At 41.8% G+C, this 13,553-nt stretch carries 10 protein-coding genes; 6 read left to right on the top strand and 4 right to left on the bottom strand.

The features are described from left to right. Positions 1-25 precede the first annotated feature (25 nt). Positions 26-916, top strand: coding sequence for an endonuclease/exonuclease/phosphatase family protein (locus LVD17_RS21325; RefSeq protein ID WP_233761093.1), 891 nt, complete (start codon positions 26-28; stop codon positions 914-916). Positions 917-927: 11 nt separating this feature from the next. Here the strand turns inward: LVD17_RS21325 and LVD17_RS21320 are convergent, their stop codons facing one another. From LVD17_RS21320 to alaS, 3 genes are read right to left on the bottom strand one after another with little or no spacing between them, the layout of a single operon-like run. After that, on the bottom strand, positions 928-2,076 hold the full coding sequence (locus tag LVD17_RS21320) for a TlpA disulfide reductase family protein (RefSeq protein WP_233761092.1): 1,149 nt from the start codon (positions 2,074-2,076) through the stop codon (positions 928-930). Positions 2,077-2,095: 19 nt separating this feature from the next. After that, positions 2,096-3,550 (bottom strand): Asp-tRNA(Asn)/Glu-tRNA(Gln) amidotransferase subunit GatB, encoded by a 1,455-nt coding sequence (gene gatB, locus LVD17_RS21315; RefSeq protein WP_233761090.1) that lies wholly within the window; start codon positions 3,548-3,550, stop codon positions 2,096-2,098. Between the two features lie 11 nt (positions 3,551-3,561). Further along, on the bottom strand, positions 3,562-6,183 hold the full coding sequence (alaS, locus tag LVD17_RS21310; RefSeq protein ID WP_233761089.1) for an alanine--tRNA ligase: 2,622 nt from the start codon (positions 6,181-6,183) through the stop codon (positions 3,562-3,564). Between the two features lie 164 nt (positions 6,184-6,347). Between alaS and LVD17_RS21305 the strand changes: the two genes are divergently transcribed. Both LVD17_RS21305 and LVD17_RS21300 read left to right on the top strand, forming a co-directional pair. Continuing rightward, a complete protein-coding gene (locus LVD17_RS21305) occupies positions 6,348-7,334 on the top strand; it encodes a M23 family metallopeptidase (RefSeq protein WP_233761088.1) in 987 nt (328 codons plus the stop codon). 37 nt (positions 7,335-7,371) lie between these two features. Then, positions 7,372-8,346: a M23 family metallopeptidase gene (locus LVD17_RS21300; protein ID WP_233761087.1), complete on the top strand. Its 975-nt coding sequence runs from the start codon at positions 7,372-7,374 to the stop codon at positions 8,344-8,346. 153 nt (positions 8,347-8,499) lie between these two features. Here LVD17_RS21300 and LVD17_RS21295 read toward each other — a convergent pair whose 3' ends face one another. Further along, complete coding sequence (locus tag LVD17_RS21295) at positions 8,500-8,934, bottom strand: DUF4168 domain-containing protein (protein ID WP_233761086.1); 435 nt, start codon at positions 8,932-8,934, stop codon at positions 8,500-8,502. Positions 8,935-9,256: 322 nt separating this feature from the next. Here LVD17_RS21295 and LVD17_RS21290 point away from each other — a divergent pair, with 322 nt between their 5' ends. The 3 genes from LVD17_RS21290 (at position 9,257) to LVD17_RS21280 (ending at position 13,413) form a co-directional block, all read left to right on the top strand. Further along, complete coding sequence (locus LVD17_RS21290) at positions 9,257-10,645, top strand: alpha-amylase (protein ID WP_233761085.1); 1,389 nt, start codon at positions 9,257-9,259, stop codon at positions 10,643-10,645. A gap of 82 nt (positions 10,646-10,727) precedes the next feature. Continuing rightward, on the top strand, positions 10,728-11,690 hold the full coding sequence (locus LVD17_RS21285) for a hypothetical protein (RefSeq protein WP_233761084.1): 963 nt from the start codon (positions 10,728-10,730) through the stop codon (positions 11,688-11,690). An 82-nt stretch (positions 11,691-11,772) separates the two neighbouring features. Beyond that, a complete protein-coding gene (locus tag LVD17_RS21280; protein ID WP_233761082.1) occupies positions 11,773-13,413 on the top strand; it encodes a hypothetical protein in 1,641 nt (546 codons plus the stop codon). Positions 13,414-13,553: the final 140 nt, after the last annotated feature.

Here is a 13,553-nt window from a genome sequence, read left to right as displayed (position 1 = left end):
CCTTTGCTGCTCATTAAAACTATCTATGAGATATATCCTGCTTCTGATTGTTGCTATAATTTCCACTTGGTGCAGCAATCGTCAATTACCAGCCACCAGCGATAATGATCCGGCCTGTACATCCATATCTGACCAATTATCGTCCTGTATAGCTCTGCCCTCTTCTGAAACACTGGAGATCATGACATGGAATATCGAAAATTTCCCAAAAGACAGTACCACATTTTGCCTGGTAAGCAATATCATTAAAACATCAACTGCTGACGTTATCGCAGTTCAGGAAATAGATTCGCCGGAAGATTTTTCCAGATTGGCAACTCAAATTGAAGGATGGAAAGGGGTTTACCATGATGTTCGAGGTGGCATAGAAACAGGCTTTTTATATAAAACATCAGAAATTGTCTCTGTAGGCACACTAAAAAGTATTTTTCCTGATAACCGCTACGAATTTCCCCGTGAACCAATATTACTTACCGTTGAACATAAAAATGGGTTGGAGGTCACCCTTGTCAACATTCATCTCAAATGCTGCAAGGATGGTAAGGAGCGGAGATCAAAGGCCAGCATAATGCTGAAGCAGTATCTTGACGACTCACTAAGCACGCAAAACATAGTGGTACTGGGTGATTTTAACGATGACATATCAGACGATACACCTTTTTTGAATTTTGTAGCAGATGCCAACCATTATACTTTTGCAGACAAAGAAATAGCACTTCAAAGTGAAGAGCATTGGAGTTACCCTTCCTGGCCAGCTCATATCGACCATATTCTTATCAGCAATGAACTGACTGACAACCGCATTTTCACAAAAACAGTTGCTTTGAACCGATGCATCAGTGTTTATGAAGATCATATTTCCGACCACCGGCCCGTAATAATTTCACTTAAAGCGGATAAAGTTCCTGATTTGTAATCAGGCCGTTTTTATTCAGCCTTTGCGCTGAATATTTCTTCCAGCTTATTTTCCAGTGCCTGTCCCCTAAGATTTTTACCTATGATTTTGCCCTCCGGGTCAAGCAGAAGAGCAAAAGGGATTGAGTTTACATTGTACAGCCTTGCCGCTTCTGAGTTCCAGAACTTCAGGTCAGACACCTGGGTCCAGTGTAGTTGGTCCTGCTCAATAGCCTCAAGCCAGTCTTCACGCTTTCTGTCGAGGGAGACTCCATAAACCTCAAAGCCCTTCTCATTGTATTTGTTGTACATCCTTACTACATTAGGATTCTCCATACGGCACGGCTTACACCATTTTGCCCAGAAATCCACCAACACATAATTACCACGCAATGAAGAAAGCTTTACGATCTCACCGTCAGGGTTGGGCAAGGCGATGTCAGGGGCAATCTGGCCTATAGCCAGCTTTTTGCTTTGCTCCACATCCTTAATAAACTCCTGCGCAATCGGAGAATCCGGCATTTCATTTTCAAGCAGATCAGCATACTTCACAAAAAAGTCATGATGCTCGTCTTTATCCAGGTAGCGACCGGATTTCAAAATCTCCACCACTCCAAGAGAAGCTCCGAGAGAGTCGATCTTAGCTTTCAATTGCTCTTTAAGTTGCGCATCAAGCGTCAGATACTCATTTCTTAAAGCATCCATTTCAGTCTCATCCCCTGTCTGGCTAGCGGATTTGAATCTTTGGTTAATGCTTTGAACAGCTTCGGAAGATTGAAACTGATTAGCCATGGCCTGTACTTCATTAATAAAATCATGATCGCGCGACCCTTTTACTTCATAGAACCCTTGCTGATTATTTCCATCCACATTAATGACTACATCATCTCTGTCAAGAATTAATGGCACAAACTGTTTTCCATAAAAATTGAGTCTATAATATCCGGGATTTTCAACCTTAACCTGCTCGCTGAAGGTATAGTCCTTTTCATTCAGGGTGATGGTGTCATGCGGAACAGGTACATTTCCATTAAATTTCTCCAGGATGATAAGTCCGTTCTGAGGGTAGCCTACTGTTCCTGAGAGCTTGATCATATCCTCACTGCTTTGCTCCGAAGCGGGATTGGACGAGCATGCCCAAAAAGAAACTACAGATATCAATACTAATCTTAAAAAGTTCATATACATAATTTTGCCTTTATTATCTTAATTTGCTTCTCAACAGCTCATTGGCCATTTTCGGGTCTATCTTTCCTTTGCTGCGCTTCATCAGTTCTCCCATAAACATGCCCAACAAGCCCTTGTGTCCCTTCTTATAAGCGGCCGCTTTATCCGGAAACTCTGCAACCACTTCATCTACCAATACGCTGATAGCATCGCTGTCATCATCCTGTAACAGGTTAAATGCCTCCGCAGTTTCCAATGCCGTCATGCCGTTTTGCTTTAACATCTCAGGAAATAAATTTTGCGATGCCACCGAAAAACTCACTTTATTATCATCTACCAGCCTTATCAGCTCGGCCAGACGCTCAGTAGACAGTGGTAAATTATCAATCTGTAGATTGTGCTCATTTAGATATGATTTCACCGGCCCCATTATCCAGTTAGAGGCAGCCTTGAAATTGGCAGTCCTGGTACAGAGATCTTCAAAATAAAGTGCAATCTCTTTGGTATCAGTCAGAACCTGTGCATCGTACTCAGGCAGGTTAAATTCCTTCACATACTTATTAAAAAGCTCATGAGGCAGGCTTGGCATACTTTCTTCAATAGCTTTCAGCCATTCTTCCGTTACATGCAGTGGGCTAAGGTCAGGATCCGGAAAGTAGCGGTAATCGTTCAACTCTTCTTTGGTACGCATTCCGGATGTAGTACCTGTATTGGCATCAAATGTCCGTGTTTCAGAAAATATCTCTTCACCTCCTTCGACAGCCAATATCTGTCTTTCTATTTCATGGTCTATAGCTCGTTGTACATTCCTGATGGAGTTCATGTTTTTAACCTCAACCTTTTTTCCCAGAGTTTTTGATCCCTTGGGCATAATAGAAATATTCGCATCGCATCGCAATGAACCCTCTTCCATATTTCCATCGCAGATATCCAGGTAACGTACCAGCCTCCGGACTTCCGTCAGGAAGGAATGTGCCTCATCTGATGTACGAATATCCGGCTCTGTAACAATCTCGATCAGCGGTACCCCCGCTCTATTGAAGTCAACCAGTGTATCGGTTTCTTCGGTCAGGTGGATAGACTTGCCCGCATCTTCTTCAATATGGATCCTGTTCAGGTGAATGTCACGCGGTTCGCCAGTCCTCGGAAAAACCCTTACAAAACCATTTTTGCATATTGGAGTACGGTCTTGCGTAAGCTGGTAGCCCTTTGGAAGATCAGGGTAAAAATAATTCTTACGGTCAAATATCTGTTCACGGCTAATTTCACATTGACATGCAAGCCCCATTTTGATCGCATATTCAACCACTTTCTTATTAAGTTTGGGCAAAGTACCGGGGTGGCCAAGGGTTATCACACTTACGTTGGTATTGGGCTGGCTACCATATTCTGCCGAGTCGGAGTTATATATTTTAGTAGTTGTCAGCAACTGTGCATGCACTTCCAGACCAATTACAGCCGTGTACTTATCTCTGATCGATTTATCCATTTACCTTCAAATTAAATGATAGCCCTTGCCTTCTCCAAAACTTTATCAAGTCCACCTATGTCTTTACCACCTGCCGTAGCGAAAAATGGTTGCCCACCACCACCACCTTTGATCTCTTTAGCCAGCTCCCTTACAATTGTGCCTGCATTCAGATCTTTTTCCTTAATTATGTTATCTCCTATAACCACGGCAATCTGAGGTTTTCCTTCTATATCTGCAGCCAGCACCATGAAGAGGTTTTCCACTTCATTTTTGAGCTCAAATGAAAGATTCTTCAATGCATCGCCTGCCGGTACTGCTACCTTTTCTATTATTACATTGGCGCCATTCTGAGCCTTAACTTTCCCAAGAAGTTCTTTCTTAATGCCTTGAGCCTGACCTGCGTGTAATTTTTCTATTTCCTTTTCCAGTTTACTTTTTTGCTCTACAAGACTATGAACTGCTGCTTTAATATCCTTTGGATTTTTGAGCAACTCCTTCAACTCATCAACCAAAGCAAACTGCTCTTCTATATATTTTTCAGCTGCTTCGGAGGTTATCGCTTCAATTCTCCTTACACCGGCTGCTATGGAGCTTTCGGATACTATCTTAAAAAAGCCAATATTACCTGTAGCAGGCACGTGTGTTCCTCCGCAAAGCTCTACAGAGTAACCCTGATCAAACATAATGACACGAACAAATTCACCGTACTTTTCTCCGAACAGTGCCATAGCACCCATTTTCTTAGCCTCCTCTATGGGTACGTTGCGTTTTTCATTCAACGGAATATTCTCCCTGATTTTCTCATTCACGATATGTTCCACCCTGGCGATCTCATCATCAGTCATTTTTTGGAAGTGAGAGAAGTCAAACCTCAACACTTTATCGTTAACCAACGATCCCTTCTGCTCCACATGCTCGCCAAGAACGGATCTTAATGCGGCATGTAGCAGGTGGGTGGCGCTATGGTTACTCATGATTAGCTTTCGTTTTTTCGCGCTTACCACAGCTTTATAAGAGCCTTCAAGGTTAACAGGCAGTTTATCAGTAAAGTGAACGATCAGGTCATTTTCCTTCTTGGTATCGAGTACACTGATCTTCTCGCCATATCCTTCAAGGTGTCCCTGGTCTCCGACCTGTCCACCACTTTCGGCATAAAAGGGGGTTTTGTCGAGTACTACCTGGTAGATCTCCTTCCCTTTTTGTTTGATGGTACGATACTTTATTAACTTTGCCTCGCTCTCCAGGTGCTCATAACCGATAAACTCAACATTCTCCTGATCTCCTACTACATTCCAATCTCCGGTTTCCTTAGCGGCATCAGCCTTAGATCGGGCTTTTTGTTTTTGCATTTCTGTATCAAAGCCCCCAGAGTCAACTGAAAGTCCGTTTTCCCTGGCAATCAGAGACGTCAGGTCAAATGGAAAACCAAAAGTATCATAAAGTTCAAATGCCAACTTACCATCTATAACCGTTTCGCCCTTTGAAGCCATTTCAGATTTCACGGAATCTATCTTTTTAAGTCCGTTTTCCAAAGTCCTCAGGAAAGACGCCTCCTCCTGCTCTATCACCCTCATCACAAAATCTTTCTGGCTTTTGAGTTCAGGAAACACTTCCTCAAACTGGTCCACAAGGATCGGCACCAGCTCATATATAAAAGGCTTTTTGAAATCAAGGAAAGTAAAGCCATAGCGTACCGCCCTTCTCAATATTCTTCTGATCACATAACCCGCCCCCGTATTGGATGGCAGTTGTCCATCAGTAATGGCAAATGCAATGGCTCTTACGTGATCTGAAATTACACGGATGGCAATATCTGTTTGATTATCTACACCATATTTAACTCCGGCTTTTTCAGCCAGAAAGTTTATTAAAGGTGTAAATACATCGGTATCATAATTTGAAGACTTTTTCTGAATAGCCATACAAAGCCTTTCAAACCCCATACCCGTATCCACGTGCTTTGCAGGAAGGTTTTTTAACTCTCCGGAAGCCAGACGGTTAAATTCCATGAATACAAGGTTCCATATCTCAACCACTGCAGGGTGATCCTGATTAACCAGCTCCTTGCCGGGTACTTTTTCTATCTCTTCCGGCTTTCGCAGGTCAATGTGTATTTCTGAGCAGGGTCCGCAGGGTCCGGTATCACCCATCTCCCAGAAGTTATCCTTTTTTGAGCCGTAAAGTATTCTGTCTTCAGCAATGATCTCCTTCCAGTAGTCATAAGCCTCCTGATCTACATCAAGCTTATCACCCTCATCACCACCAAATACAGTCACATATAACCTGTCTTTGGGCAAACCATACACTTCGGTAAGTAATTCCCAGGCCCATGCAATGGCTTCTTTCTTAAAATAGTCACCAAATGACCAGTTGCCAAGCATTTCGAACATGGTATGGTGGTAAGTGTCAAGCCCTACTTCTTCCAGGTCATTATGCTTACCCGATACCCTCAGGCATTTCTGGGTGTCTGCCACGCGGTTATACTGCGGCTTTTTATTACCCAGAAAGTAGTCTTTGAACTGGTTCATACCTGCATTGGTAAACATCAATGTAGGATCATCTTTATTAACCAAAGGAGCAGAATCGACTATTTGGTGCTGCTTGTTTTCAAAAAACTCAAGAAATTTTCGCCTTACTAACTTAGAATCCATTTATTGTCAAAAAAATTGATAATTTTGCGCCCGAAGACTTTTTTTTAAAGAAAATTAATATATTGCAGTTAAACTAAAGCTTTAAACCTCGTGTTAACTGAAAAACCAACTGTCTCTTTTTAATAGAGAGAGACAAAAATAGAAGTTTTTAGCATAGAACATTAATGGCCAGAATAAAATATTACTATGATACCGAGACCTGCCGCTATGAAAGAGCCAGGGTTACCTACTCTGATATAGTATTAAATGTTTTAGGGTTCTTCTCCATTGCTTTGGTCATGGCAATTGCATTTGTGCTGGTATATAACACCTACTTTGATTCCCCCTCCGAAATAAAGCTAAAAAAAGAAAACAAGGAACTTCAGACTTACTATCAGGACCTTCAGGAGGAAATGAATGAGGTTAATGAAGTAATTTCCGCTTTAGAAGAAAGAGATAATAATATATATAGAAAAATTTATGAGGCTGAGCCTTTAGGTCCTGCGATCCGTGAAGCCGGCCATGGTGGTGCGGAAGAGTACAAACGTATAATGGAAAAGGGCTTATACGACAAGCAACTGATAATCAGTACGTTTAAGAAAATTGATAAAATAAAAAGAAAGGCGCACATACAAAACCAGTCTTTCGATGAAATTATGCAGCTGGCACGCGATAACAATGCGATGCTGTCTTCCCTGCCCTCTATCCAGCCGGTAAAAAACCCGGAACTTACAAAACTTGCTTCAGGTTTTGGTATGAGAATCAACCCTTTTCATAAAGGTCGCGTAATGCATGGAGGTATTGATTTTGCCGCTCCAAGAGGATCGGAAGTATTTGCAACCGGAAATGGGGAAGTGAAGTTTGTTAAAGACAATAGTGAATTACAAACAGGATACGGAAACTATATCGAAATAGACCATGGCTTTGGTTATGTAACCAAGTATGCTCATCTGGGTGAAATTAAGGTAAAGCCCGGAGATAAGGTAAAACGAGGCGAGGTAATAGCCTACGTATCAAGTTCGGGCGGCTCTGCCGCTCCACACGTTCACTACGAAATTATAAAAGACAATAAAAAAATTGATCCTGTTAATTTCCTTATACAAGGGCTTAGCGATGAAGAATATCAAAAACTTTTAACTTTAGCGTCACACGAAAATCAGTCTTTCGATTGACATTTTTTGAACTTATTTGAGAACATTTTTTTAACAGATGGCTAAAATACGATATTATTATAACACCGAAACCTGCAAATATGAGCCAATAAAAGCTTCTAAAAAAGCTGTTTTTATGAATATTATGGGGTTTCTCAGTGTGTCAATAGTACTTGCATCAGGGCTTATCTATTTGTATAGAACCAACTTTACCCCTATTAAAGAATCTACCCTTCTGGCCAAAAATCAGGACTTAAAAGTAGAATGGAACCTGCTTAATGATGAACTTCAAAGAGCATATGACCACGCTGACGAGCTTGAATTTAAAGACGACAAGATCTACAGGGTAATATTAGATACCGAGCCCATCCCGCTAACGGTAAGAGAGGGCGGTGTAGGTGGCCATGATAAGTATGAGAGCCTGATGGAAGAGGACCTGGAGCAGTCGGAAATGATAGTCGGGACATTCCAGAAAATGGATAAACTAAAGAAAAAGCTCTACATACAGAGTAAATCTTACGATCAGATCTCCAGCCTCCTCAGTGAAAAAGAAAAAATGTGGGCCTCCCGACCAGCCATTCAGCCCATCAACAATAAGGAACTTACAAGACTACACACTACCTTCGGCAGACGCTACCACCCGATACTCAAACAATGGAAGGATCATGAGGGACTCGACTTTACCGCTCCATCAGGCACCCCGGTGTATGCAACAGGAGATGGGGTAATAACTTCTTCATACAGCTCGGCAACTTACGGTAATGTTGTATTTATAAATCATGGATATGGCTATCAGACACGCTACGCCCACCTGATAGAATATATTGTAAATCGCGGAGAAAGTGTAAAAAGAGGACAAGTGATTGGTTATGTGGGCAGTACAGGCCGCTCTGAAGCGCCTCACCTGCATTACGAAGTGCTTTATAACTACAAACCCATTAATCCTATCAACTTCTTCCAGCGAGACCTGAGCAATGATGAATACGAAAAACTAATAGAGATTTCAAAACAGGAAACTATCCCTCTGGATTGATCATATGTATCTAAAAACATTAAAAGAGGCCGTGTCAAATTTTGACATGGCCTCTTTTCTATCAAACCATCATAGTTAAAAACAGATTAGCAGCTATTACGGTTTTCGTTCCAAACTGTCACTAATCCGCTTCTACTGATCTGCCCTCCGTATTCACTGTTCAAGCATCTTATTAACCTTCTTCTGAACTTTCGGGCTTTGCTGATATGCAACCATGATCTCCTGATAAGTATTGATATCAATACCCTCCTCTTCAATAGCCTCCACCATTTGCCGCTCAACCTTCTGACGCTCTTGAATTATGGACTGGGCTGCTGCATTAAAAGCCGCCATTTCCCCGGCAGAAGCATCCGATTCTTTACCCGGGTCCTGCTGTTGCGCCAGTATTTCATTGAATCTTTCCATAGAAAGGTCACCCTCTTCAATGGCGGCCATCACCTGCCTGTCACTCTCCTGCTGAATGGCTTGCACCTCTTCATAAGCCTCCACAAATGATGTCAGTTCTCCTTTTGAAAAATCATCCCTGACCTTTACAGGATTTTGAGCCAGTGACGTGGATGAAACTACAGCTAACAGAACTAAGGACATCAACCATTTATATAGACAATTGCCATCTTCATTTTTTAAAATCATAATTTATTGAATATAATTGCACATATTTATTACAAGATAAAACAAGTAAGGACACACTATGTTTTAATTAGTTTTATCATGATATTATCATTTTACCAGCCGCACCTCCTTCAATTTTTCGCGATTTACTCCTAAACCTTACAAGGCTAGCCTTGACTAAAATTACTGCAATCGTTTGCGGTATCCTTGTCATTGGCAGTTAGTTAGTTAACCTTACTTTTCAAGGAAAATTCATCATTTTCTGACCAATTTTAGACTCAACCAAACCCTTATACCTATGAAAAAAACAATTAAAAACCACTGGCACTATTGTGCCCTTTTGTTACTGTTTTCCTGTACCGAACCCGAGATTCAAAGGGAGAGACAAGGTGAGCAGGTAACTCCTGATCCGGTAAGCTCCAAAACCGATGATCTCAATGCTAAGAATCCCGGCCCCGGTGGTGGCGTGCTAATGCAAGCCTTTTACTGGGATGTACCCGCCGGAGGAACCTGGTACAACACCGTAAAAAGTAAACTGGCATCCTGGGATGCTGCAGGCTTTTCTGCCATATGGCTGCCTCCGGTTTCAAAGGCTCAGAACGGCCCGTTCTCCATGGGATACGACCCCGCAGATTATTTCGACTTTGGTCATTATAATCAACATGGGTCAGTTGAGACACGTTTCGGATCAAAAAGTGAGCTACAAAGCCTGATATCAACCGCACATAACCTTAATATTGACGTCTATGCAGATATCGTTATCAACCACAACAGCGGTGGCGACCTTGAGGCAAACCCATATACCGGAACAAACACTTATACAGACTTTAACCCCGCTTCAGGCAAGTTTTACAGAAGCTATAATGATTTTCACCCTAACGGCTATGCTAATAACGACGAAGGTATTTTTGGTGGCTTCCCTGACCTGAGCCATTCAGTACCCTATGTGCAGGACTGGTTATGGAAAAGAAGTGACGGCGTAGGCAAATACTATAAAAACACGATTGGGTTTGATGGCTTCCGGTTCGACTATGTTAAAGGTTTTGGAGGTTGGGTAGTACGAGACTGGATGAATAATGTAGGAGGTTTTGCCGTTGGTGAATATTGGGATGGCAATGCACAGCTGCTGCAAAACTGGGTCAATGCTACCAATAGAAAATCATCCGCCTTTGATTTTGCCTGTTACTACAGAATGGACGAAGCCTTTGACGGCAACAACCTCAACAAACTCAATGATGATATGCTCTGGAAGCGTGACCCCGCCAAAGCTGTTACATTTGTAGCTAATCATGATACTGATGTAATCTGGGATAAAATGCATGCTTATGCCTACATCATGACGCATGAAGGATATCCCACGGTTTTCTACCGCGATTATGAAGAGTGGCTGGATAAGAACAAGTTAAACAACCTGATTTGGATCCATAGAAATAAAGCTGTTGGTTCCACCACCATCCTTTATGCGGATAACGACGAATATGTTGCCCGACGCAACGGATCTCCGGGACTGGTGGTATACCTGAACGACTCGAACAGCTGGCTGGAAAGATGGGTAGAAACAAACTGGAGCAGCACTACCATAAAGGATTATACCGGTAACTCCGCCTGGGAGCCAACAACGCAAAGCGGAAAATGGGTTAAGATACAGTGCCCTCCCAACAGCTACACAATCTGGTCACCAAAGTAAACGTTTTTTCATAATGTGCGATAACTGCCCTGGTTTTCAATAGTAAATTGAAAAATACCGGGGCGGTTGTTATTTTTAGCCTATGAGATACATTATACCAATACTTTTTGCCTCAGGCTTTTTCTTTGCCTGCCAGCCTTCCCATGAAAAAGAAACCTCAGCACTTTCCTTTCAGCAGAAGTATCCCAAATTTTCAGATTATTCATTGGAATATAAGACCACAACGCCACCGGACGATATGCAAATCTGTCTTTTTGCAAATCCATTGACGGCAAAAGTTCTAATCTATGTCAGACAAACCGATAAAGTATATAATACTCCGTTCTCTCCTGAAATGTTCTCCATTATTGCCCATGAAGGTGGCCGTGCACATGCAACAGAAATTATTCCGGCTGATTCTACCCATCCGGAACTATCTTACATAGTCCCATTTGATGTAGTCCATGATAGGTGGTTTTACAAAAAAACGGGTCTTCCGGGGGACCTGTCTCTCTCTTATTCACTTGAAATTGAGAATTTGGATCAGGTTCTAAATTTTGAAATTGACAAAGAGCATTACCGGCAGTACCAAAAAAATGATGGCCTTACAAAGCTAACCACCTTGTATAACACCTATGTTGATACTGCGGCACAGAAGAGTTACCAGCTCAGCAATGGTCTCTCAGGTTTCCTTCATGCAGACGATACAGAGATCTCGTCAGCCGGGATCAATCTCAGTTTACAGGCTTATCAACTTAGCGATAGCCTTAAATTATCGGTTAAAATTGTTAACCATAGTAATTATGAATTGTTGATACAACCAGATGTTTTTATTCTCAAATCCGGGAGCATGTTACTCCAACCAGTCACCAGCCGTACCGGAATGATTCAACTGCGCAAGGGTGATCGGTTTATACAGGATTTCATTTATTTCCCTGAGCAGGAAATCGCTCAGTTTGCATTGTTAAAAGAAGGAATACAAGTCCTTGCTGATGTAAATCCGACGAATCTGCTTATAGAAAACCTTCAGTTCAGGAGAACGGAATCACCCCCCCAAGGTGACTAGTATTAAAGCTCCATCTACAATAAAAACTGAAATTCTGTTTTCACTAGCAATCAAAGTAAATTAATATTATCTTAATTATACAATGCATAGGTGGAGTTCAATTATAAGAATACTGATTGTCAGTTCTTTTTGTTTTGCGGAAGCGTTCGCTTTCCAAAGCGATCAGGTCTTACTTCATCAACTTGAAACCGCCCGATATGATACCGCCAAAGTCAGGATTCTTGTAAAACTGTCACAATCCCCGCTTATCCCCAGAAATAAAGCACTTAATTACGCTCAGGAAGCACTGTATATTTCTGAAAAGAACCAATATACCTTTGGCGTTGCCCTGAGCAACTATGCTTTGATAGCATTTGCCAAAAGCCCTGGTGAAATTGAACACTACACCTCCGAAGCCCGTGAAATTTTCAACAATCAAAAGAATACAGTTCATGAAGGGAACACCCTGCTGGCCGCCGCGGCTCAACATCTTGATATCAGTGCCAACTATATAACCGCATTAACTTATGCGCGTCAGTTTCTTTCGCTCAATGAGGAAAAAAAAGATCATCAGGCATTGGCAAGAGGCTGGAATCTGATCGGAGAAGTATACCGGATATCAAAGAATTATGATAAAGCGCTGGAAGCCTATCGGCAATCAGTCAAACATGTAAACCTAAGTACTCCCGCTGATTATACTTCTCCATTTATTAATATTGCAACCGTATATAAAGAGTTGGGCGAATACAGCAATGCACTAAATAAATACGACTCTGTTCTTCGCTATCTTGTAGCCAATAACCTGGCCGGATCTAATACCACTGCTTATATCATCTGCAGAAAAGCCCAAACACACCTGCTAACGGGTAGCTATCATGAAGCTTTGAGCGAAGCAAAAGAAAGTTTGGAATTATATACGGAGCTTAACTTTACGCGAGGGTTAGTACTTGCCCTAAGCACACTTGCAGAGGCCCAGCTTAAAGTAGGCGACTACCAAAATGCCGTTGAAACCGGCTCAAGAGCCATTGATACCGCATCTTCCTTTGGGTTTACCACAGAAGAGTTTGATGAGGTCCACAGAATAGTTGCTGCCGCCTATGAAGCATTAGGCAACTATAAAATGGCCTACTCCTACCAAAAGAAGTACACTGATGTAATCAACCAGATCTATAGCCCGGAATCATATATTCAACTGGCCAACGAACAGGTAAAGCTGGAAACAGAAAAACGTGAACTGGAAAACAGGTTACTGGAGAAGCAGGCCCGTATAGATGAGGCTATCATTGAACAGCATCGATATATAAATATCTTTGTTATTATTGTTCTTATCCTGGTGGTGGCTACTTCTTTATACATCTATAAAAACCTCAGGGTAAAGCAACGCCTCAATTTTGAGCTCAAAGAAAAGCAGGATGAGATACTGCAACAGTCTGAAGAACTAAAAGCACAGGCAGAAGAGTTGAGTGCTTATAACGAAAAAATCACAAACATCAATGACAAGCTTGAGGAGATGGTACTTGAAAGAACAAGTGAGGTCAATAAGCAAAACAAGAGACTTATGGAGTATGCCTATTTCAACGCCCATAACCTGCGGGGCCCTGTTGCCAGAATACTGGGTCTCATTTATTTACTGGATAAGGATTTTCCTGAGGACCCTTACAGAGATTACAAAAAAATGTTGAAAGAAGCAGGGGACGAGCTTGACCAGGTAGTTAAGGAGATAAAAAACAGGCTGGAAACCTGACGAATCAGCCGACCGGATACGCAGGCTTAATTGCATAATAATATATTTCAAATTTTTACTGTAACTACTTTTCTAAAAAAAGCTGTAGACTTTAATTCTTTGAACTTTAGATTTTTATTAATCTTACCTTATTTTTGCGC

It is taken from the genome of Fulvivirga ulvae (assembly GCF_021389975.1).
GTDB classification, from domain to species: domain Bacteria; phylum Bacteroidota; class Bacteroidia; order Cytophagales; family Cyclobacteriaceae; genus Fulvivirga; species Fulvivirga ulvae.
Note: the sequence above shows the minus strand (reverse complement) of the source record. Positions and strands in the feature narration are given on the sequence as shown.